This is a genomic window from Pseudoalteromonas sp. NCCP-2140 (assembly GCF_023708065.1).
GTDB lineage: Bacteria > Pseudomonadota > Gammaproteobacteria > Enterobacterales > Alteromonadaceae > Pseudoalteromonas.
On the sequence record NZ_BRCZ01000007.1, the window covers coordinates 1 to 23,051 of the forward strand.

Below are 23,051 nucleotides of genomic sequence, written 5' to 3' on the forward strand. Positions count from 1 at the left end.
CGTATTTTTATATTGAAAAATACTACAACTCAGTAAGAAGGCATGGCACCCTAGGGTATAAAAGTCCCATGCAGTACGAACAAGTTAATTAAACCCCGTGTCTACTTTATCGGGGTCAGATCACTCAACTGACGCCTGAAAGCTGATAGCTGATAGCTCCGCTTACGTTGGGTTTCGCTCCGCTCAAACCAACCTACTCCCTCCCATACCTATCATCAAATCGCTCGATGTCAGTTTCATCAAGTGTCGCTCCGGTTTGTACTTCGATAACGATCAGTGGCGTGTTTTGTTGATTAGCGAGGCTGTGCAATTGTTTAGCCGCAATATAACAAGATTGGTCGGCTGTTAATTCAAATTCGTCATCGCCTACTCGCACGCTTGCCACGCCAGATACGACGACCCAATGCTCTGCACGGTGCTGATGGCGTTGAGTTGAGAGCTTTGCGCCGCTGTTTACGATTATTTTCTTTACTTTAAAGCCTGTACTTTCAATTAAAGTTCGATAGTTGCCCCAAGGTCTAAATACGGCTTGATGGTGGGTTAGTTTTTCGTTATCGACAATAGCAAGCTGTTTAAGTAAATCTGGGAGCTTATCGAGCGCACTTTTGTCTGCCACTAAGGTGGCATCGTGAGTATGTATAATTGCCTGATTACTCACGCCGAGCGCCGCAATAGTATGGTCGGCTTCGCTGATAAGTAGATTATTCTCGCTATCTAAACTCACCCCTTGTGAGGCTAAATAATTGCCATGCTGGTCTTTTTCTGCGATTTTCGACAGTGCAGAAAAGCTGCCAACATCGCTCCAATTTAAATCAACAGGAATAACAGCAACGTTAGCGCTACGCTCCAAAATAGCATAATCAATAGAATCACTAGGACATGCTGTGAGCTCAGCCGCAACAGGCCGTTGAAAACCTAAATCTGCAGTGAAGCTTGCCGCTTTTGCGACACTGTCAGCAATCTTTGGCGCAAAACGATTAAGCTCGCTTAAATACACATCTGGCAAAAATAAAAACATGCCGCTATTCCAGCCATACTCACCACTGGCAAGGTATTTTTCGGCTAATTGTAGGGCTGGTTTTTCTTTGAATTCAGCCACCTTAAAACAACCTTCATGAGCTAACTGCTCGCCTTGGCGAATATAACCATAACCGGTATGTGGCTCAGTGGGAGTAATGGCAAAGGTTACTAATTGTTGTTGCTGACAAAGCGCTATCGCATTATCTAAGCAGGCAATAAGCTTATCAAAATCACTGAGATGGTGATCAGCAGGCATGACTAGTAAGGGGTCGGTTAGACCATTTTGCAATGCAAATTCAGCGGCCAAGGCAATCGCTGGCGCGGTATTTTTACCTTCAGGCTCAAGCAATAAAGTATAGTTATCTGTGATTTCTGCAATTTGCGTTTTAGCAATAAAACGATGCTCTTCATTACACACTAAAATTGGCGCATTAAATCGTGAGTCAGCTACTCGTAAAAGCGTGCTCTGTAAGAGTGATTTTTCGCTTAGTAAAGATAAAAACTGCTTAGGCATCGCTTTACGCGACAAAGGCCATAAACGAGAACCTATGCCACCAGCAAGAATAACGGGGGTGATTTTGCGACTCATGATTGCTTATAGTAAATAATCCAATCATGAGTTTAACAAATTTTTGAGTATGCGGCTTCGAGCAATTACAGTAACTGAAATTGATCAGCATCTAAGTGAGCAGGAAACACTCTTCGAAAGTCATCAAGCGGTGATTTTTCTAAGCGCTGAATAATGATGCCCGATTGGTCATCTTCAAGCTTCGCCAAGGTGTCGCCTTTAAAATCATAAACGGCAGTACCACCACTGTGGGCAACATCATTACCATCAGCACCAATGCGATTCACACCCACGACATAACACAGGTTTTCCATCGCGCGTGCTTTTAGAAGAGTATCCCAGACATGGCGACGAGCTGCTGGCCAATTAGCTACGTTGATCATCACATCGTAGTCGTTGCAATTACGCTGAAACACAGGAAAGCGTAAGTCGTAACAAACTTGCGGCAAAATGCGAAAATCATTGATAGCGAATATCTCGCGCTGCTCGCCTGCTGCAACGAAATTGCCTTCGTTACCTAAACAGAATAAATGGCGTTTGTCGTAATACTTCACTTCACCATTTGGCCAAACCCAATAAAAGCGATTAGCCTTTTTGTCGCCTTTTGCAACTAAAACAGAGCCTGCAACCACAGCATTTTTTTGCTTAGCTGTGGCTTTTAACCAGCTAAGTACCTCGCCTTGTTCTGGTTCGCTGCAATCTAGATTAATCGCAAAACCCGTGGCAAATGTTTCTGGCAAGACAATTATATCAACTTGCTCGTTTAAACTGTTAAGCTGCTCTGTAAAGTGCGCAAGGTTGGCGCTTTTATCAAGCCAATGCAGTGATGACTGCACTAAAGCTAAGGTTAAAGTTGGCATAAAATCTCCGCGGCACATTTTAATGTGTCATCATTTTTAGCAAAACATAAACGAATCACTTTGTCGCTGCTTGCACTGTTATAAAACACACTGAGTGGTACAGCTGCAACACCCGCTTGCTCAACCAACCATTGGCAAAACTCAACATCATCAAGATCAGACACATCACTGTAATCGAGTAATAAAAAGTAGGTGCCTTCACTTGGTAATATTTTAAAGCGGCTTTGTGCTAATGCTTCGCTGAGCAAGTCGCGTTTTTGTTGATAAAAACAACTAAGTTCATCAACATGTTCTGGCTCTAACTCGAGCATATCGGCTAGTGCATGCTGGGCAGGCGTAAAGCTTGAAAAAGTCACATATTGGTGAATTTTACGAAACTCCCCCATTAATTGGGCAGGTGCAACACAATAACCCATCTTCCAGCCGGTGCTATGAAAAGTTTTGCCAAAGCTTGAGATCACAAAACTGCGTGCAAATAACTCAGGGTCGGTCAGCGCACTTAAATGCAAAGCGCCATCAAAGGTAATGTGCTCATACACTTCATCGCTAATTACATATAAATCATGCTTAGTAACAAGCGCTTTAAGGGCATTAATATCTTCTGTTTTAAAGATTTTACCGCTTGGGTTATGTGGCGTGTTGATTATGATGAGACGTGTTTTGTCTGTTATAACATCAGCTACAGCTTGCCAATCGATTTTGTAGTCTGGCGCATGCAAAGCAACATGAACTGAGCGACCGCCAGCAAGCTCAATTGCCGGTTGATACGAGTCATACGCGGGGTCAAATACCACAACTTCATCACCCTCTTTAACAAGCGCTTGAATTGCTACGAATAATGCCTCTGTTGCCCCAGAGGTGACGGTAACTTGTTGCTCGTAATTTATGTTGTTATGGTATTTTCTAGCAATCAAAGCCGCTATTTGCTGTTGTAGCTTTGTAACCCCACTTGAAGGCGCATATTGATTTACCCCCTCAAGTACATAATGATTGAGCTGTTTTTTTAGTAATTCTGGTGCATCAAATTCAGGAAAACCCTGAGATAAATTAAGCGCTTGGTGCTTATTTGCTAGAGCGGTCATTTGACTAAAAATACTGGTGCCTAAATTCGGCAATTTACTTTCAAACACAGAGGTTCCTTAAAGATGGTTTTGCGCCCGAAGCGATGCTATCATTGCTTAAAACAGATGTATAGCCGTCTAAATAACTTTTAGAATGTCGAGGAATATATGCATAACAATACCGCTATTTCAGAACTAATTGAAGCTGGTAAATGGGTAAGCCAACGTGGCTGGGTCCCTGCTACTGGTGGTAACTTTTCAGCCCGCACTGCAAGCGGTTATGTCGTCACAGCAAGTGGCTTCGATAAAGGTCAACTCGGCACTCATGCATTTATTGAATTTGATCATGAAGGCAATCGTACTAAAGGCTCTGGCAATCCATCAGCTGAAACTGAGCTACATTTGAATATGTATAAGCTGATCCCATCAGCTAAATTTGTTTTGCATACCCATTCTGTTGCAGCAACCGTGTTATCGCGTGTGATCAAAGGCCACGCTATCAATTTACATGGCTACGAAATGCAAAAATCTTTAAGTGGTGTTAAATCGCATTTAGATACGCTAAGTATTCCAATTTTTGATAATGACCAAGACATTGACCGCTTAAGCTTACTGGTCAGTGATCATCACCTTCACACCCCTATTGAGCATGCCGTATTAATTCGTGGCCATGGTTTATATGTCGTTGGCCGAGATATCAAAGAAGTACAGCGTCATTTAGAAGGCTTAGAGTTCCTATTTAGCTGTGAGCTTGAGCGCCTAAAACTAGAAGGTATTCAAGCTGGAGTTCAGCCATGATCAAAGCGATTTTAACCGATATTGAAGGCACAATTACCCGCATTTCTTTTGTTAAAGACGTATTATTTCCTTACGCGGCAGGGCAATTACCTGAGTTTGTGAAGTCACATCAAAGTGACCCAGAAGTAGCAGCCCAAATTGAGGCCGTGAAAGCACATATTGAACAACCAGAAGCCGATATCGACACGGTCATTAGCCATTTAATTCATTGGATTGAAACAGATCAAAAAATTACCCCACTCAAGCAGTTGCAAGGGCTAATTTGGCAAACAGGCTACGAAAGTGGTGATTTTACTGGCCACCTTTACCCAGATGCTTATGACTTTTTACAACTCCAAAAACAAGCTGGTAAAAGTTTATATGTCTACTCATCAGGCTCAGTAAAAGCCCAACACCTGATTTTTGAATTTTCTGACTACGGTGATGTTAGACCTTTATTTAGTGATTACTTCGACACCAAAGTCGGTGCAAAACAACAGCAAAGCTCTTATGAGAATATTATCGCCGAGCTGCCATTTGACGCTGCCGAAGTATTGTTTTTAAGCGATGTGGTGGCAGAGCTTGATGCTGCCAAAGCTGCTGGTCTTGGTACTTTGCACCTTGTTCGCGATGGCCAAGCAGTAAGCGACGCTCACCCATACATTAACGATTTCACAGCATTTAGTGCGGAGCTTTTAGCATGAGCCAATTAACTATTTATAACGATAACAACGCAAACAACATACTGTTTCACAGTGAAGACTTAAGCGCGATTGCGAGCGAGCTGAATGCGGTTGGCGTTCGCTTTGAGCAGTGGCAAGCAACGGCACAGATTGACCAAGATACCAGCCATGACGCTATTTTAACTGCCTATGCTAGCGATATAGAGCGCCTTAAGGCTGAAGGGGGCTATCAAACAGTGGACGTTATTTCGCTTGCTAAAGGGAATCCAAATGCAAGCGAATTACGCAGCAAGTTCTTATTTGAACATACACATAGCGAAGATGAAGTTCGTTTTTTTGTGAAAGGCCAAGGTTTATTTTGTTTACACTTAGGCGATAAAGTGTATCAAGTGCTGTGCCAACAGGGCGACCTAATTTCAGTACCAGAACTCACACCACATTGGTTTGATATGGGCAACGACCCTGAATTCACAGCAATTCGCTTATTCAATAATACCGAAGGTTGGGTCGCTAAAAGCACTGAGTCAACTATTGCTACCAACTTCCCACTGCTGGACTAACATGGAAAAGCTATTCTCTTACGGTACTTTACAGTACCCGCAGGTTCAGCTTGATACCTTCGGGCGTTTGCTCGAAGGTCAACCTGCTACGCTAACTGGGTATGTCATTGGTGAAGTCGAGATCACCGACGAAGCCGTACTTAAAAGTAGTGGTCAACGCTTTCACCCGGCTTTAATCAAAACAGGCAAACAAACTGATATTGTTAATGGCACTATTTATTTAATCACCGAACAAGAGCTTGCTCAGGCAGATACTTACGAAGTAGATGATTATCAGCGAATTGCAGAAACATTCCAATGTAACAACCAAGCTTGGCTATATGTTGCAAAAAACAGCCTTTAATTTACAAATATAAAACAAAAAGACCCAAATTAAGAACAAAAGCTGCTATTATCCTCCCCATTAATAAGTACTAATTATTTGCTAAAGGACTAAACATGGGGTCGGCATTTTCACCCTTACGCGATACCGTTATTTATGTGGGTGAGTGGCAACTTAACACTCAGCAGCAAACCATCAGCGATGGCACTCATAAGCGTGAACTAGAACCTTTATTATTTAAATTACTGTGTTTCTTTATTGAGCATAATGATCGCATTATCACTCGCCAAGAGCTGGTTGAAAATATTTGGCAACAAAGCTTTGTTGATGACAATGCCATTAACCGTGCCATCTCTGAACTAAGAAAAACTCTTAAATCAGAAAAACAGCCCGGGCAAACCATTAAAACCCATTATCGTAAAGGTTATAGCCTATTTATTGAAGTTAAGCCTCTTGATCACACTGTGAGTACAGAGCCGCTAAAAACAGAAAATATAATAACAGTAGATAAAGACGCTGATACTCAAGTTAAACCTACGGCCATTAATGAACAAAAAGCGCATTCTTCACGCTGGCCATGGCCTTTTGCAGCGTTAGTGCTTGGTTTATTGATTACTGCTATTTGGTTATTTTCACAACAGCCTAAAGCAAATGATGAAGTACAAAACGAAGCGCCATTTTTAGACCTGCAAGCTGAAACCATTTCATGGCATAAAGGCTCTCACTATCGTTTAATGCTAAGCCATGACAAAACTAAGCTTGCTTATATTCTAGAAAATGATGGTCAACGTCTTTTTGTCGTCGACCTAACCACTAAAAAAGAATACGTGATTGCCTCTGGCAATATCTTTTTACAGGGTTGGTCTGAGGATGGAGAGCGATTATTTTACGGCTCTTGTGAAAACAAAGACTACAGCGATTGCATCACTTGGCAAGCAAGCAACCTGTTATCAAGTGAAGCGTTAATAAAGCCACGTATCAACCAATCTTTACTTAATTCTCAGCCAAGTCAGTACATTGAAGTGGGTGATGTCGCAATTTCAAGGCGTAATAATTACCGTGGCTTAACTCATTTATATGCTTTATATGCACAAGATTTAAAAACCGGTGAAGAAATTCGCATTAGCACACCCAATATCACTGGCACTGGGGACTTTATTTTAACAACTATAAAAAACCCGAGCCGCATCATCTTTGAGCGCCATAATGTTGGCCAAGTAGAGATATACATGGCCAATTTAGATGGCAGCTCGTTAAAGCTTTTAACTACCAACGATTACCGTGCATGGGTAGCCACATATGATGAGCAGACCAACTCACTAATTTGGTATAGCCGCGGCACCTCAACTATTGAATCATTCTCTTTTGATAGTATGAGTCGACAACCCGCTATAACAGCGCCAGTAAAACGAGCAAATTATGCTTACCCTTTAAGCAAAGAAAGTGTGTTGATCAGTACTGACCTTCACGATAAAGATGCCGCAGTCTTTGACCTTAATTCAAAAACAATGAGTTACATCGCCACAGCGAATAAGCATGAAGACGACTTAGTCGCATTAGCCAATAATGATGTTTACTTCTCTGACTTTGAGTTTTCAGAACGACAACACTGGCTCAGAAAAGCAAACCAATACATCAATATCACTGGCAAAATTGGTGAAGATAGTTCAGTAATTGCAGCAAATAGTGACAGTAGCCGACTTGTTAGCTTTAATAAAGCCGATCAGCAATTAACATTATTAAATGCTGCTGATTTCTCAGAAATTAAGCACTGGACACTTCCTGGTAGTACCAAGCTGGCAGCTATAAGGGGTAACAAGATTGCCGTGCTATATACCGATCTTAGCAATCAGCTAAATCAAATAATGATTCTTCACACCAACAGCGATGAAGTGATTAAAAGCACTATAGATACACCCCTAGCTATTGCATGGTATGACAATACACAGCTGATTGTGCATTCTAAATACGATAAATACCTGCTTTTAGACAGCGATAACAATATCTACAGTGAGCTGACTACACCAGACAAACTAACTGAGTTAAAGCCTTCTATTGTGTCGATGGCAAGTAACCTACATAGCTTGTATATCGCCACTGATACTGAAGTTTTCAGCATTAATTTAGCCAAAATGCAGGGCGTTGAGTCAGTACTTCAAATGAAGCCTTCTCACTATATATCGCGCCTTAATGCTAAAAACGACAAGCTGGCAGTGACCTTCTTAACTGCCAACAATCAAAATAGCATTGAGCTCTACACTAAAAAAAGCGCAGAGTAATTTACGACTTTAACTGTTTTAGAATACCTTGCTCGATATCGGACTGGTTATAAACGCCGCTATCGAGCACCCAGCCTGTGACTAGGCTCGCCGGTGTCACATCAAATGCCGGGTTATAAACCTTCGCGTTAGTCGGTGCCCACATCGCTTCACCAAAACTACCACTAACACCGCGCACTTCATTAGGACTGCGTTGCTCAATTTCGATATCTGCACCACACAACGTTTGTGTATCAAGTGTCGTAAGTGGTGCAACGACATAAAATGGAATGTTATGGAAATCCGCTAACACAGCGAGATTATAAGTGCCGACTTTATTGGCAAAATCACCGTTTGCAGCAATACGGTCTGCCCCTACAAATATTTTATCTACTTTGCCCGCAGCCATTAAACTCGCCGCCATGTTATCGCAAATCAAGGTATAAGGAATTTGCCAGCGCTCAAGCTCAAAAGCCGTTAAGCGGCCGCCTTGCAGTAACGGCCTTGTTTCATCAACCCAAACATGAATGTCACCATGGCGTTGCTGAGCTTTATAAATAACCCCTAATGCAGTGCCGACACCCGCAGTCGCTAACGCACCGGTATTACAGTGGGTTAAAATGTTATCGCCTTTATCAACCAAAGCAGCACCGCGTTCTGCCATGCTATCGCAAAGGGCAATATCTTCTTTAAATAACTGCTCAGCAGTAGAGACAACAGCTGCAACATAATCAGTCTCTGTTAGCGCTACGCGTAACTTGGCCATGCAGTGCATAAGGTTTACCGCTGTTGGGCGTGTTGCTTCAAGCTCATCTATAGCAACCGCAAGTGCTGATTGACTCATGCCTTGCTCAGCTAGGTGTGCAACCAATAAGCTCGCACCTAAGCCGATTAAAGGCGCTCCCCGGATTTTCAAAGTCAGAATCAAATCTTTCATCGTTTCAACATCGTTACATACATGCCAATGCTGTTGATGTGGCAACAAATACTGATCAAGCACGGTTAGCGTACCTTGCTGATATTTAATACTGCTGGCGATGAGATCTTGCATACTGAATCCGAATAACTAATGAATAACTAATTTATGTGAATAGTTATTTTACATCAGTTTTGACAACTAACAAGCTGGATGTATGGACATCTAAACGGTTACAGGTATAGAATGCTCAAAGTTAATTGTATTACGAGATAGAGCCATGGCTAAATACACTGCCTTTAATGCAGAGCATGCTGTTGATTACATTAAAGAACTTGTTAAAAGTGAACTAATTTCAGTCTTCCCTGCTGATGCAGCACTGACTGCATACGAGTTTGGTGACGGAAACTTAAACTTAGTTTTTCGGGTTGCTGATCAGCACAACAACAGTGTAATTCTAAAGCAAGCACTGCCTTATGCCCGCTGCGTAGGTGAGTCATGGCCATTATCATTAGACCGCTCCAGAATCGAAGCCGAAGTATTGATTAATCATGGTAAGTTATGCCCAGAGCATACCGTGGCGATATTGCATCACAATGTAGGGCTGGCATTAACCGTATTAGAAGATTTAGGTGAGTTACAAATTTTACGTGGTGCACAAATCAATGCAGAGCAATTTCCATTATTGGCCAGCCATGTTGCGCTCTACTTAAGCCGTACAGGCTTTTATAACTCAGACTTTTACTTATCTGCTGAAGATAAAAAAGCCAAAGTCAGTCAATTTATTAATCCTGATTTATGTAAGATCACAGAAGACTTATTCTTTACTGATCCGTACATTGAGCATGAGCGCAATAATTTCCCAACTGAGCTTAATGAGCACGTCGAAAGTATTCGTAATAATGATGCTTTAAAACTGGTCGCAGCGAAATTAAAAGCTAAATTTTTATCTTGCCCACAAACTTTATTGCATGGCGATATGCATAGTGGCAGCATTTTTGTTGATAGCAAAACCACTAAAATGATCGACCCAGAGTTCGGCTTTTTTGGCCCTGTTGGCTTTGATATCGGCTCATTTATGGGTAACTTGCTTCTAAATTACTGTGCCCAAAACGCCCGTATTACAGAGCAAGCAAAGCGCCGTCAGTATCAAACTCATTTATTAACCTGCTTACAAGACTGTTATAGCCAATTTGAGCAACATTGGTTAAACCTAGCAAGCAGCGAAGCAACTGATATTAGCTTTGCAAACCGCACCTTTAGCGAAGATTACTTACAACACGTATTGCGTGATGCGATTGGCTACTGTGGCGCTGAACTTATTCGCCGTACTATTGGTTTAGCCCATGTTGCAGATATAGACGGTATTGAAGATGCACAAGCTCGTTTAGCAGTACAACAGCAAACACTCGTACTTGGCGAGCAACTGATGCTTAATGCCACAAGCTGTAACAATAAAGACGAGTTCTTTTCGTTGTTAATCAGTTTATTAAATTAACTAGCAAAAAGTAAAAAGGCGCTCAACGCGCCTTTTAATTATTCAACTAGATTATTTATTGTAGTGCTCATACATTTTATCGAGCGGCTCTGATAAACCATTTTCTTGTACCACTCGCACATGCTGGCGAGCTAACTCGCGGGCACTTGATACACCACATGAATGAGCAATCAACCCAGCACCATAGTGAATAAACTTATTATAATTGGCGACACGTTGTGCCTTATCGGTCACATCGAGGCCTCGCTGTAAGCGTTCATTATGAGTCGTAATACCGGTCGGGCAGGTATCTTTATTACACTGCAGAGCCTGAATACAACCTAGCGAAAACATATGACCACGTGCCGACACAATAAAATCAGCGCCCAGAGCGAGTGCCCAAGCCACTTTTGACGGTACGATTAGTTTACCCGATGCAATCACTTTCACTCGTTCTCTGAGACCATGTTTTTTTAGCAGATCAACAACCAAAGGCAGGCTCTCTCGTAGCGGTAAACCAACTGAATCCATCAAGGGTTGAGGAGCTGCGCCCGTACCGCCGTCGGCACTATCAATAGTGATAAAGTCAGGGGCAGATTCAATGCCTCGATTATTAATTTCGCTGAACAAGGTTTCGAGCCAAGTGTATTCACCAATCACCGCTTTAAAACCGGTTGGTTTACCTGTGGTACTGCGTACCGTTTCAATCATGTCGAGTAAATCTGCTGGGCATTTAATCTCTGGATGACCATTTGGACTAATAGAGTCATGCCCTTCAGGAATACCCCGAATTTTTGCAATTTCAGCAGTCACTTTGCGCCCTGGTAACATACCCCCTTTACCGGGTTTAGCACCTTGACTCATTTTAATTTCGAACATTTTAACTTGTTCGTGCTCAGCAATCGCTTTGAGTTTTTCGGTGCTTAATTTACCGTGCTCATCTCGTACACCATATTTTGCCGTGCCAATCTGAAACACAATATCAGCGCCACCTTCAAGATGGTAAGGGCTGAGCCCTCCTTCACCGGTATTCATCCAACAACCCGCTAACTTTGCACCTCGCGATAGTGCGCGAACAGCGGGCTTAGATAAGGCACCAAAGCTCATGCCAGAAATATTAAATAACGAGTTTGTTGTATAAGGAGCTTGGCAATAAGGCCCTAACGTAACTTCGCTCGGATCGAGTGCATCTTCATCTAAAGTTGGGAACGCACAGTTCATAAACATCACCGTTCCCGTTGCTTCAAGACTTTGGGTTGAACCAAAGGCCGTAGTACGGTCAACATTTTTCGCAGCGCGGTAAACCCAGCTTCGCTCAGCACGATTAAATGGTAGCTCTTCCCTATCCATGGCAAAAAAGTATTGTCTGAAGAATTCACCTTGGCGTTCAAAAAAATAACGAAAGCGGCCGATCACCGGGTAATTACGGCGAATCGCCTGCTTAGATTGCGTCACATCACTAATGTAAAAGCACACAATCACCAGCAAACCTATGCCGAGTGCAAAAATAAACAAGCTGGCAAAAACATCGATACTAAAAATTATAAAATCACTCATCCAAGGCCCCTTTGTGAAATGACATCCTTCAAAGCATATAAGGTGTTTATATTACGTGCAATAAACAAAAAAGGCGTGATGTAAGTCACGCCTTTTCGTTTCTTTTATGCCGCTATGCTGCTCGTTTGGCTAATTCAGCTTTAATATAAAGTTGAATTTGCTCTTCAAGCACTGACATTGGCACTGAGCCATGACGTAATATTTGATGGTGGAATTCGCGAATATCGAAATCTTGACCGAGTGCTTGCTCAGCTTTGTGGCGTAAACGTTTAATTGTTAGCTCACCAATTTTGTATGACAACGCTTGTGCAGGCCATGAAATATAACGGTCAGTTTCGGTCTTCACGTTATGTAATGATAGCGCGGTATTTTCGCTCATAAATTTCATTGCGCGTTCGCGGCTCCAGCCATACATATGCATACCTGTATCAACTACTAAACGTGCTGCACGCCACATTTCATAGGTTAAACGACCAAAATCACTGTATGGGTCTTGATAAAAGCCCGCTTCGATACCTAAAAACTCCGAATATAAGCCCCAACCTTCACCAAATGCCGACAAATATGCATTACGGCGATAACTTGGTAATGACTCAAGTTCTGCATTAAGTGAAATTTGTAAATGATGCCCTGGTACAGCTTCGTGCAAAGTTAATGCTTCAAGAACATACAACGGGCGCTTATCTAGCGCATAGGTATTAACCCAGTAATAACCTGCTTGGTCATCACGGCGAGAACCTGAGTAACGGCCGGTTGTATATTTAGGGGCAATACTCTCTGGCACTGGCGCAACACCATACGGCATTCTTGGCAAGGTGTGGAATAACTTAGGTAACTGCGCATCCATTTTCTTGGCGATGTAAGACGCTTCTTTTAGCAAATCTTTTGGTGTTTTTGCGTAAAATTGCGGATCAGTACGTAAAAAGTGCACAAAATCAGCAAACGAGCCTTCAAAGCCTACTTTCTCAATAATTTTTTCCATTTCTGCGCGAATACGCGCGACTTCTTGTAAACCTAGCTCATGGATTTCTTTTGGCGTCATATCTGTGGTGGTGTAGTACTTAGCACGGTTTTCATAAAACGCTTTGCCATTCGGCGTACTTGAAATACCAATATCTGTACGTGCACCCGGTTGATACTCATTGTTAAAGAAGGTTAAGTAACCTTGATATGCCGGAATAACTTGTTCTGTGATAATAGTTTGCGCTTGCTTTTGTAGCGCTGCAAACTCGCTATCACTTACACCTGCCGTGTTATTTAAAAATGGTTTGTAAAATTCAGACTGTGTCGCATCATCAACAATATAAGCCGTGATTGAGTCTTGATAGCCTTCTAAAACAGCCTTTGGTTGAGTTAAACCTACTTCAAGACCTTTACGCATCCAGCCGATATTTTGCGAAAAATAGCGGGGAATTTGCTGTAATTTAGCAAGATATAGCTGGTAATCTTGTGGTTTTGTGTAATCTGAGCTTGATATCATAAATGATAGACTAGAGTGGAAACCATACTCAGATGTCAGCGGCATATAGTGCGCATTAAACACATATTCATCGACACTATTTTGCACTTGGCCACGCAAAATAGTCAGGTTAATGCGGTTTTCTTCCGATAACTTATCACGGTCGATAGCGTCTAGCTCGGCAAGTAGCTCAGTATTCTTCTTGTATTTTTGTTCTAAAAATTCAGCCGATAGATTTTCTAATAAATAACCATCAACGCCATTTTCTTTACCATAAGGGCTGATGCTTTGGCGGTAATTAACAATATTTTCGGCTACTTGAGTAAATTGCTGATCAGCATCAATATTTGTTACTTGGCAAGCGCTTAAAGTACAAGCTAAAGCAACCGCAATAACAGAACGGTTTAAAGTTCGCGACAGTGTTTGTTTCATAGCATTCTTTTTAGTTTTAATCAGTATCGCTAAAGTAGCGCAGCACTGGCTAAAACCCAAGCAAATGCGACCAAGCTCAGGTTAAATACGCTCAAATTAACAGCGCAGTGTAGATAAGAATGAGCAAGGTTTAAGCAATTTTTAATTACACTTGTTAAAGTTGTTGAGAAAATCAGCTAATAGACGCAAACGAAACAAATTTAAGTTCCAAAATTAGCGATTTTGCTTTTAAATAGAATGATTACAGATTACTGTAGACTCAGTATTTATGCTTGGAAGCAAATAAACTTTACGGAAGAGATGATTAATTGGTTGATATGCGTATTTAGTGGTATTGAAAAATGATGTTCCATGATCCCATGGCTATTGCTCAAGAAAAAATGACAAAGGTATGTATCTTTTTAGAACATCATGCATTACCGCCGTCACCACTTAACTACCAAGTTGTTTACACCTACGTCAGCCAGTCTAACCCAAAACTTAACGCCGCTATTGACCGTGCCATCGCACAAAGAAAAACCATCGATTGTGTCTATGTAGAACAGCTTTATTTCGATTTTATAGAGCAAGGCCATAAAATGAAAACCGCCATTGTTCGCAACGTTGACTCAGTAATTAACACCCTTTCACGTAATGCTAGCAATAACGAACAAAATATTGTGCGCTTTGCTGATCAAGTTAGTGACTGTGTGCATTCAATCGATGAAAACAATATTGAGCAAACGCGTCACGCATTAAAAATGCTCAGTAAACAATCAGAAGTACTGCTCAACCAGCATCGTCAATTTAAGCAAGAAATAGCAAAAGCCAAATCACTGCAAGAAAAAACTCAAAAACAACTCACTCAATTACGCAAACAACACATTACCGACCAACAAACTGGCTTATATAAGCGCCACTACTTGAATCAACAAACCCAACTCTGGGTCGGCCAAAATAAAGCGGTTTGTGCTATCTCTATTCACATTGAGAACTTAAATCATTTTATTGAAAATTATGGCGATGTCATTGGTGAAGTCATTTTGAGTAAAGTCGCCAAGCAAGTGCAAAAGTACGTACAAGAAAGCGGTTTACCTGGGCGCACAAGTAAAGATGAATTTACCATCTTACTTGCTGATATAGAGCCTGAAACTGCAAACTTAATTGCCGAAAAAGTACGAAATGGCGTAGAAAAGCTGCGCTTTGTCAGCTCAAAAAATGGCACCAAACTTCCTGCTATCACTCTTGCTTTAGGGATCGCTAAACATGAAGGCGATGGCGACTTTAACAGTTTAGCTCGTAAAGCCTCTTTAGCAGCCGCTAAAGCCAAGTCACTTGGACAAAGTAGTTTTATTGCTGGCCAATAAAGTTCAAAACTGCGCTAAGTCATGAAAAGCCACGCTAATCTGATGATTTAGTTATAATCAAATTGCACCCCACAGCTACAATCAAGTACACTAGTCTTTATTGCCACGATAGAGATTAATCATGAACGAGAATCAAGAAAAGACCACGCATTTTGGCTATAAAACCGTTGCTGAAAACGACAAAGCATCAATGGTTGCAGATGTATTCCACTCAGTCGCTGCAAAGTATGACGTAATGAATGATCTTATGTCGTTCGGTATTCATCGTTTATGGAAACGCCAAACTATTGCAAGTTCAGGTGTTCGCAAAGGTCACTATGTATTAGATCTTGCCGGCGGTACAGGTGATTTAACCGCTAAATTTAGTCAGCTAGTGGGTGAAACCGGTCAGGTTATCTTAGGCGATATTAACTCTTCAATGCTGAAAGTTGGCCGTGAGAAACTGCGTAACCTTGGTCGTGTTGGCAATATCGAATATGTTCAAATGAATGCCGAAGCATTACCATTTCCTGATAACAGCTTTGACTTAATTACGATTGCCTTTGGTCTTCGTAACGTGACCGATAAAGATAAAGCTCTACGCTCAATGTATCGTATTCTTAAGCCTGGTGGCCGTTTACTCGTGCTTGAGTTCTCAAAACCAGAACAAGAAATATTAAGTAAAGCCTACGATTTCTACTCATTTAATATCTTACCTAAGATGGGTGAGCTGGTTGCGAATGATGGCGAGTCTTATCAATATCTTGCTGAATCAATCCGTATGCATCCAGATCAAGAAACATTAAAAGGCATGATGGAAGATGCTGGTTTTGAACAAACCAGTTATCAAAACCTTACTGGCGGTATTGTTGCCCTTCACCGTGGTTTTAAATACTAAAAATTCTGTAAATTAAGTAGGTAACGCGATGTTAGCAAACGCTCTGTTATCACTAGTCGAACGAATCATTAATCACCTGCTGCAGTTAGACCCTCAGTTAAAGGGTAAGCTTGCAGCAATTGCTGATAAACAGCTGTTGATTGAGATACGTGATTGGCAACAGTCAATTTTGTGTGTTTACAGCGACGAGCAAATTCACTTATACAGTACGCAAGAGCGTAGTTTTGATTGCATGATCAGCGCCGATATCGACACCTTGTTGGCGCTTAAAGATCCATCAATGCTCACGCAACTCATTCGCCAAGATAAGCTCGACTTACAAGGCGACTTAAATCTTGCACAAGGTTTCAGTAATGCCTTTGCTGAGCTTGATATTGATTGGCCAGAACATTTTTCTCGGTACATTGGCGATGCCCCAGCGCAACAGTTGTGGCTCTCTATTCAAGCTTTAAAACGTCGTGGCTCACAAACGAAAAGCAAGTTAGAAAACACCTTAACAACACTTTGCCAAGATGAGTTAGCAGTGACCATACACCCTCTTGAGCTTGCTGAATTTAAACAGCAAAACCGCCAATTAAAAAGCCAAGTATCTCAATTAGAGATGCGAATTAACGCGCTGTTACAGTCTCGCTAATGCGCTAAGGAACTTGTGTGTCGTCTGCTCGTCTTTATTACATCACTAAAACCCTACTGAGCTATGGCTTAGACGAATTAATTCCACGTAAACGAGTGCCTTGGTTTGCCAAACTCGCCCGTGGCAGCTTATTTTGGTTACGTAACCAACATAAAGATAAACCTGCAGGTATGCGCTTACGACTTGCTCTGCAAGAGCTTGGCCCTGTATGGATCAAGTTTGGCCAAATGCTTTCAACACGCCGTGATTTACTCCCTCATGATGTCGCTTTAGAGCTTGCACTACTACAAGATCAGGTTGAACCTTTTGAAGGTGAACTTGCCCAGCAGCTTATTGAAAAGGCGCTGGGTATTAATGATATTAGTGAATTGTTTAGTGATTTTTCGCAAACACCTTTAGCATCAGCCTCGATTGCACAAGTTCACACGGCAACCTTAATTGATGAGCATGGCGCACCACAAGATGTAGTGATTAAGGTCATTCGCCCTAACATTAAAGAGCAAATTGATGCCGACTTAATGCTAATGCAAAAAGTCGCACGCTTAGTGGCTAAGTTATTAAAAGAAGCCAAGCGTTTACGCCCTATTGAGGTAGTAAACGAGTACAAAAAAACCTTGCTCGATGAGCTCGACCTAATGCGTGAAGGGGCGAATGCGATTCAGCTACGCCGTAACTTTGAAGACTCAGATTCACTCTACATTCCTTTTGTTTACAGTGACTACAGCCGCAGTAACGTATTAGTAATGGAGCGCATTTACGGTATTCCAGTATCTGATACCGAAGCATTGCTGGCACAAAATACCAATATGCAGCTACTAGCTGAGCGCGGTGTCGAAGTATTTTTCACACAAGTATTCCGTGATAGTTTCTTCCACGCTGATATGCACCCAGGTAATATCTTCGTTTCTCGTGAAAACCCTCATAATCCAAAATATATCGGTATTGATTGCGGTATTGTTGGCACCCTTAATCGTGAAGATAAGCGCTATTTAGCAGAAAACTTTATTGCCTTTTTCAACCGTGATTACCGCCAAGTAGCACAACTACACGTTGATTCTGGCTGGGTACCCGCCGATACCAGCATTGAAGAGTTTGAGTTTGCGATTCGTACTGTGTGTGAGCCTATTTTCAATAAACCACTGGCCGAAATCTCGTTTGGCCATGTGTTAGTCAACCTGTTTAATACGGCTCGTCGCTTTAATATGCAAGTTCAACCGCAATTAGTGTTACTGCAAAAGACGCTGTTGTATGTTGAAGGCCTTGGCAGACAACTGTATCCGCAGCTTGATTTATGGAAAACCGCTAAACCTTTTCTAGAAGATTGGGTCAAAGAACAAGTTGGTCCGCTTGCAGTAATGAAAAAAATGTATGCGAACTTGCCATTTTGGGCAGAAAAAATGCCTGAATTACCTGATTTAATTTATCAAAACTTAAAGCGTCAACAACAACCTGTACAATTGCCAGCGCCGCAATCTGCTAAACCTTTGTTACTGAGCATCTTTGCTGGCAACTGCTTGATTGTTTCAGGCTTATGTTATTTGCAGCATGACTTAGTTGCCAGTGCAATTACCGCCGGCTTTGCTATAGCAGGCTTTATTGCAGCGTGGCGTAGTGCATAAACTAAGTGCTATTTATGTTTTGGTGAGTATAATCGAGACAAGTCTATTCGATAAATTTGAAAAAACGGAGTAACCCATGGGTTTTGGTGGTATCAGTATTTGGCAATTAATCATTATTTTGGCAATCATCGTGTTGTTATTTGGCACAAAAAAACTTCGTGGCATCGGCGGTGATTTAGGTAGCGCAGTAAAAGGTTTTAAAAAAGCCGTGTCTGATGATGACCAAGCTAGCGCTAAAAGCGAGCAAATAGAACAAGCTTCTAACACGCAAAACAAAGAAACCGTAGAGAAAAGCAAAGACGACCATAAGGCTTAATCAATATGGGGATGTGGGAACTTGTTGTCGTACTGATCGTGGGTCTAATTGTATTAGGCCCAGAGCGCTTGCCTGTGGCAATTCGCACGGTTAGCCGCTGGGTAAAAACCTTAAAGTCAGTCGCCAACTCAGTGAAAGCAGAAGTGAACGAAGAACTCCGTATCCATGAGCTTCACGAAAACTTAAAAAAAGCAGAGCAACAAAACTTGCAAGAACTATCTCCAGATCTGCAAGACTCTGTAAACGAACTTCAAAAGGCTGCTCAGTCAGTCACCCACAGTTACAAAAAAGACACGCCTGAAAAAGCAGAAAGTAACAATAATGACGAAAAAAAGTGAATTTAATCTCTGCTTTTGTGGTCAATAACAATGATGATGAATAGTAAACTATGACCGAGCAAGCTCACACAGGCTTTGTTGGCCACTTAATTGAGTTACGAAATCGACTCATGAAAGCTTTGTTAAGCATTTTGATTATATTTATTAGCTTGGTGTACTTTGCCAACGAAATTTATGATTTTATTGCAGCACCACTTATTGCAAACTTGCCTAGCACTGCCACCATGATCGCAACGGATGTTACATCCCCCTTTATTGCACCGTTTAAACTCACCTTATTTGTGGCGTTATTTGCTGCTATTCCTATGATACTGCACCAAGTTTGGAGTTTTATAGCACCTGGCTTGTATCAACATGAAAAGCGTATGCTAATGCCAATTTTGGCCTCTAGCATCTTGCTATTTTATAGTGGTATCGCATTTTGCTACTTTGTGGTGTTACCCATTATTTTAGGGTTTTTCACTAGCACTGGCCCTGATATGATTACATTAGCGCCTGATATTAGTAGCTATTTGAGTTTTGCTTTAAAACTGTTTTTTGCTTTTGGTATTGCGTTTGAAATACCTGTTGCCATCATGCTGTTATGCTGGAGTGGCGCAACAACAACGAAAAGTTTAAAAGAAAAACGGCCTTATATCGTGGTAGGTGTATTTGTAATTGCTATGTTCTTAACACCTCCTGATGTACTGTCACAAACATTACTAGCATTACCCATGCTGTTATTATTTGAATTAGGTTTAATTTTGGCTGCATTTTATACCGCCAAACCTCAACAGGAATCAGAGGAATAAATGAAAAAACAACTCATTCCATTAGTTGCACTGTTAACGATTACTGGCACTGCACAAGCAAACGAAGTTAACTTACAAGCACTACAAGCATGTACTTTTGTTGAAAATGATTTTAACCGCTTACTTTGTTACGACAACGTAATGGCGGGTAAATCACTATCAAAACCTGCTATAAAAAAACAAATAGAACAACCTGTAGCAAGCTCTGCAGCAGCTACGGCAGCACCCGTTGCCGCTGCATCCGCAACAAATGAACAAATTGTAAAAACAAAAAATGAAGACTTTGGTTTAGAGCATAAAGAAGTTGCCAAAGTAAACGATGACCAGATTAGCGCTAGTGTAAAAAGCGTGAGAAAAGCACCATACGGTGAGCTCATCATTGAGCTTGAAAATGGTCAGCAATGGCGCCAAGTTGGCTCTGATAGACTAAAGCTAAAAGTTGATGACACTGTGATTATTGAACGTGGAATCTTCAATTCTTTCCTTTTAAAGATTGAAGGCCAAAATCGTATGATTCGTGTAAAGCGCACTAACTAATGACCATTTCGCTAGTTGATGCTGGCGTCAACTTAAGCAATCATCAATTTGATGATATTCATGACGCTGTGTTACAACGCGCCGCTGAGGCTAACGTAGCACAGCTACTGCTGATTGGCTGCGATCTGCAAAGTAGCCAAGCCTCTCTTAACCTCGCCAAACAGTTTAAGCAATTTTGCACTGCGGGGGTTCACCCTCATGATGCAAAAACCGCCGACGAACACCTCGAAGAACACTTAACAACGCTTAGCCAAAACCAGGAAGTAGTTGCTATTGGTGAATGTGGCCTCGATTACAATCGTGACTTTTCTCCTCGTGATGTACAGCGCAGCGTTTTTAGACGCCAGTTACAGCTTGCTGAGCAGCTGAACATGCCGGTGTACTTGCATGAGCGAGATGCTAGTGAAGATATGCTCACAATTTTAAGTGACTTCAAGGTCCGAGGCGTATTGCACTGTTTCACGGGGGATGAAAAAGCGCTCCAAAGTTACCTAGCAATGGGGCTTTATATCGGTGTTACGGGCTGGGTCTGCGATGAACGCCGCGGGGAGCAACTACAAGCCTTAGTGCCATCAATCCCTTTAAGTCGCTTGTTAATCGAGACTGATGCGCCTTTTTTAATGCCAAGAAATATTAGACCAAGACCGAAATCTCGTCGCAATGAACCTCAGAACCTTCCTTATGTGTGTCAGCAAATTGCTGATTTAAAAGGCTGTGAATTTACTGAAGTGGCAAAACAAACTACACTAAACTTTCAGCAATTATTTTCCATAAAGGGTTAAGATGAAGCGCCTATGGTCACTTTGTGGCGTACTCTTCGTTTTTTTATTTACTCCTTATTTATTGGCTAACCCACTTATTGTTAGCTCACAATTTAAATCTCAACACACGCTAAATGTTGAGTACACCCTTGATCCTATTACTCAACAACAAGCTTTTAGCAATGCTAATGTAAAATGGCTGAAAAACAGAGGTGAAACCTTAAATCTAGGCATGACTTTAAAGCCTCTGTGGCTCAAGCTATCGATAAAAAACACCTCATTAAATGATGTGCCACTTATATTATCGATAGATAACCCTTTGCTTGATGAAGTAAGAGTCTTTCACCTGCAAGGTGGGCATGTGTTATTTAACACAAAAATAGGTGACGCAGTTCCTTTAGCCAATCGGCAAATTAAAAATGAATCGCTGTTAGTCTCGTTAACCATTCCAAAAGCCAGTCATTCCGAAATCTTCCTTAAAGTTAAAAACAACGGCGGTTTAAGAGTGCCTCTAAGCCTTTGGAGCCCCTCTGAATATCTAAAACATAAAAGTAAGTTCAATTTATTGTACGGCTTATTAGTCGGTTTTATTTTATCTCTCGCACTCACTAATTTAGTACTTTATGGCTTTTCTAGACGCCGCTATTTCGCCTACACAGGGTTATTACTTACCTTACTTTGGTTGTCGTTAGCCTACCTTTATGGCTTTGGTTATCGATACTTACAACCGAGCGGTTCATCGTTTCAACAACTCACCATACCGACTCTATTTTTTATCTGTGGTGCGTTATTTGTGCCATTGCAAGGGTATATATTTGGCTTTACCAAATCTCGCTTAAATCGCTTTCAGTATTGGCTAGCGTGGGTCGTAGTGCTTGTCACCCTAATAATGTGGTTCTTACCAATTCATATTGCAATTACACTTTGCTTATTAAGTTTACCTGTGGTGCTTATCATCTTTGCAAGTATTGCTCTAAAGCAGTTTAACCGTGAGTATAAACAGCCTTGTAGCGCTTTTCTAATCGCCCTATTTGCTTTCTTCTGCGCTATTATTTACAGCGCACTTGGGGTATTTAACCCGTTTAATTTAAATATCGGGGTACTTTCACTTACCTTTATTTGCTTTTTGGTTTGTAGCTTAAGTTTAAGCTATGCAGTTATAAAACTGTTTTTGATGCAGCGCGATGCTGAAGTTGCAGCACAACAAAATGCCTTAGCTGAAAGCAAAGCTAAAGATACCTTAATGCGCGAGCGCCTTGAACTGCAAGAACAAGCTCGCCAAGACCTTGAAGCGAATATCGAGGAGCGTACCTTTGAGTTACAAGTGACATTACGCGAGCTTGAAGAGAAAAACCGAGAGCTTGAACAACTCAATATGGAAGACGCGCTGACAAAAACCAAGAACCGCCGTTACTTCGATAAAAAGCTACTGATGGATATTCGTCGCTCGCGACGTGAACAAACACCTTTAGCCATCATCATGTTAGATATTGACCATTTCAAAGCAATTAATGACACCTACGGTCATTTAACCGGTGATCAAACTATTCAATCAGCTGCCGATGTCATCAAGCAGCACCTGAAACGACCTCTCGATGAAGTGGCGCGCTACGGCGGCGAAGAATTTGTCGTGCTGTTGCCTAATACGCCACTGACAGGTGCATTAGAAATTGCCGAACAAATACGCAAAGCAGCCCAAAATACTGATATAATAGTTGCCGGAACAACGATTAAATTTACTTTGAGTGCAGGTGTTTACAGCGCAATTGCTGAAGACATTAATAACCCAAGTTTATTCACTGACTATGCCGACAAAGCCTTATATCATGCCAAGCAAACAGGTCGAAATCGCGTAGTGAGTTATCCTCTACCAGACTAGGAG

23 protein-coding genes are annotated in these 23,051 nt (G+C 41.6%); 17 read left to right on the forward strand and 6 right to left on the reverse strand.

Translation table 11 applies throughout. The annotated features are described in order from the left end of the window. Positions 1-11 precede the first annotated feature (11 nt). Positions 12-92: an IS3 family transposase gene (locus NFU46_RS20540; protein ID WP_366035313.1), complete on the forward strand. Its 81-nt coding sequence runs from the start codon at positions 12-14 to the stop codon at positions 90-92. A gap of 101 nt (positions 93-193) precedes the next feature. Here NFU46_RS20540 and NFU46_RS14455 read toward each other — a convergent pair whose 3' ends face one another. From NFU46_RS14455 to NFU46_RS14465, 3 genes are all read right to left on the reverse strand, one after another. Next, a complete protein-coding gene (locus NFU46_RS14455; RefSeq protein ID WP_251602736.1) occupies positions 194-1,609 on the reverse strand; it encodes a mannose-1-phosphate guanylyltransferase/mannose-6-phosphate isomerase in 1,416 nt (471 codons plus the stop codon). 65 nt (positions 1,610-1,674) lie between these two features. Continuing rightward, entirely contained in the window at positions 1,675-2,448 is a 774-nt protein-coding gene (locus tag NFU46_RS14460) for an amidohydrolase (RefSeq protein ID WP_251602738.1), read from the reverse strand. Further along, a complete protein-coding gene (locus tag NFU46_RS14465; protein ID WP_285835544.1) occupies positions 2,436-3,578 on the reverse strand; it encodes a methionine aminotransferase in 1,143 nt (380 codons plus the stop codon). Before NFU46_RS14465 ends, NFU46_RS14460 begins: the two co-directional genes overlap by 13 nt. Positions 3,579-3,677: 99 nt before the next feature. Here NFU46_RS14465 and NFU46_RS14470 point away from each other — a divergent pair, with 99 nt between their 5' ends. The 5 genes from NFU46_RS14470 to NFU46_RS14490 all read left to right on the forward strand — a co-directional run bounded on the left by NFU46_RS14470 (position 3,678) and on the right by NFU46_RS14490 (position 8,130). Further along, a complete protein-coding gene (locus tag NFU46_RS14470) occupies positions 3,678-4,307 on the forward strand; it encodes a methylthioribulose 1-phosphate dehydratase (RefSeq protein ID WP_251602740.1) in 630 nt (209 codons plus the stop codon). Beyond that, positions 4,304-4,990, forward strand: a complete 687-nt coding sequence (mtnC, locus tag NFU46_RS14475; protein ID WP_251602742.1) for an acireductone synthase — start codon at positions 4,304-4,306, stop codon at positions 4,988-4,990. Before NFU46_RS14470 ends, mtnC begins: the two co-directional genes overlap by 4 nt. Then, positions 4,987-5,529: an acireductone dioxygenase gene (locus NFU46_RS14480; RefSeq protein WP_251602744.1), complete on the forward strand. Its 543-nt coding sequence runs from the start codon at positions 4,987-4,989 to the stop codon at positions 5,527-5,529. The genes mtnC and NFU46_RS14480 overlap by 4 nt, the downstream gene beginning before the upstream one ends. Position 5,530: 1 nt before the next feature. Further along, positions 5,531-5,872: a gamma-glutamylcyclotransferase family protein gene (locus NFU46_RS14485; protein WP_055020559.1), complete on the forward strand. Its 342-nt coding sequence runs from the start codon at positions 5,531-5,533 to the stop codon at positions 5,870-5,872. A gap of 95 nt (positions 5,873-5,967) precedes the next feature. Continuing rightward, positions 5,968-8,130 carry a winged helix-turn-helix domain-containing protein gene (locus NFU46_RS14490; RefSeq protein WP_251602746.1) on the forward strand — a complete coding sequence of 721 codons (2,163 nt, stop codon included), beginning with the start codon at positions 5,968-5,970 and terminating at the stop codon, positions 8,128-8,130. A 1-nt stretch (position 8,131) separates the two neighbouring features. On the opposite strand, the gene mtnA is transcribed toward NFU46_RS14490, so the two are convergent. Continuing rightward, on the reverse strand, positions 8,132-9,160 hold the full coding sequence (gene mtnA, locus NFU46_RS14495; RefSeq protein ID WP_251602748.1) for an S-methyl-5-thioribose-1-phosphate isomerase: 1,029 nt from the start codon (positions 9,158-9,160) through the stop codon (positions 8,132-8,134). Between the two features lie 145 nt (positions 9,161-9,305). On the opposite strand from mtnA, the gene mtnK reads away from it, so the two are divergent. Next, positions 9,306-10,523 (forward strand): S-methyl-5-thioribose kinase, encoded by a 1,218-nt coding sequence (gene mtnK / locus NFU46_RS14500; RefSeq protein ID WP_251602750.1) that lies wholly within the window; start codon positions 9,306-9,308, stop codon positions 10,521-10,523. A 51-nt stretch (positions 10,524-10,574) separates the two neighbouring features. Here mtnK and NFU46_RS14505 read toward each other — a convergent pair whose 3' ends face one another. Both NFU46_RS14505 and NFU46_RS14510 read right to left on the reverse strand, forming a co-directional pair. Then, on the reverse strand, positions 10,575-12,059 hold the full coding sequence (locus tag NFU46_RS14505) for an FMN-binding glutamate synthase family protein (RefSeq protein WP_055020563.1): 1,485 nt from the start codon (positions 12,057-12,059) through the stop codon (positions 10,575-10,577). Positions 12,060-12,171: 112 nt separating this feature from the next. Beyond that, a complete protein-coding gene (locus tag NFU46_RS14510) occupies positions 12,172-13,950 on the reverse strand; it encodes a DUF885 family protein (protein ID WP_251602752.1) in 1,779 nt (592 codons plus the stop codon). A 359-nt stretch (positions 13,951-14,309) separates the two neighbouring features. Between NFU46_RS14510 and NFU46_RS14515 the strand changes: the two genes are divergently transcribed. The 10 genes from NFU46_RS14515 to NFU46_RS14560 all read left to right on the forward strand — a co-directional run bounded on the left by NFU46_RS14515 (position 14,310) and on the right by NFU46_RS14560 (position 23,048). Next, a complete protein-coding gene (locus tag NFU46_RS14515; RefSeq protein WP_055020636.1) occupies positions 14,310-15,296 on the forward strand; it encodes a GGDEF domain-containing protein in 987 nt (328 codons plus the stop codon). A gap of 121 nt (positions 15,297-15,417) precedes the next feature. Then, on the forward strand, positions 15,418-16,173 hold the full coding sequence (gene ubiE, locus NFU46_RS14520; RefSeq protein ID WP_055020565.1) for a bifunctional demethylmenaquinone methyltransferase/2-methoxy-6-polyprenyl-1,4-benzoquinol methylase UbiE: 756 nt from the start codon (positions 15,418-15,420) through the stop codon (positions 16,171-16,173). 28 nt (positions 16,174-16,201) lie between these two features. Then, complete coding sequence (locus tag NFU46_RS14525) at positions 16,202-16,807, forward strand: SCP2 domain-containing protein (RefSeq protein ID WP_251602754.1); 606 nt, start codon at positions 16,202-16,204, stop codon at positions 16,805-16,807. Between the two features lie 17 nt (positions 16,808-16,824). Then, the gene (gene ubiB / locus NFU46_RS14530; protein ID WP_251602756.1) at positions 16,825-18,426 is read left to right on the forward strand and encodes a ubiquinone biosynthesis regulatory protein kinase UbiB; all 1,602 of its coding nucleotides are present in this window, start codon (positions 16,825-16,827) and stop codon (positions 18,424-18,426) included. Between the two features lie 76 nt (positions 18,427-18,502). Then, positions 18,503-18,742, forward strand: a complete 240-nt coding sequence (tatA, locus tag NFU46_RS14535) for a Sec-independent protein translocase subunit TatA (RefSeq protein ID WP_054562924.1) — start codon at positions 18,503-18,505, stop codon at positions 18,740-18,742. Positions 18,743-18,747: 5 nt separating this feature from the next. Next, complete coding sequence (gene tatB / locus NFU46_RS14540; RefSeq protein WP_054562925.1) at positions 18,748-19,080, forward strand: Sec-independent protein translocase protein TatB; 333 nt, start codon at positions 18,748-18,750, stop codon at positions 19,078-19,080. Between the two features lie 50 nt (positions 19,081-19,130). Beyond that, a complete protein-coding gene (tatC, locus tag NFU46_RS14545) occupies positions 19,131-19,871 on the forward strand; it encodes a twin-arginine translocase subunit TatC (RefSeq protein WP_251602758.1) in 741 nt (246 codons plus the stop codon). After that, the gene (locus tag NFU46_RS14550; protein ID WP_251602760.1) at positions 19,872-20,408 is read left to right on the forward strand and encodes a hypothetical protein; all 537 of its coding nucleotides are present in this window, start codon (positions 19,872-19,874) and stop codon (positions 20,406-20,408) included. Next, positions 20,408-21,190: a TatD family hydrolase gene (locus tag NFU46_RS14555; RefSeq protein ID WP_251602762.1), complete on the forward strand. Its 783-nt coding sequence runs from the start codon at positions 20,408-20,410 to the stop codon at positions 21,188-21,190. Before NFU46_RS14550 ends, NFU46_RS14555 begins: the two co-directional genes overlap by 1 nt. Before the next feature lies 1 nt (position 21,191). Next, the gene (locus tag NFU46_RS14560) at positions 21,192-23,048 is read left to right on the forward strand and encodes a diguanylate cyclase (RefSeq protein WP_251602764.1); all 1,857 of its coding nucleotides are present in this window, start codon (positions 21,192-21,194) and stop codon (positions 23,046-23,048) included. Positions 23,049-23,051: the final 3 nt, after the last annotated feature.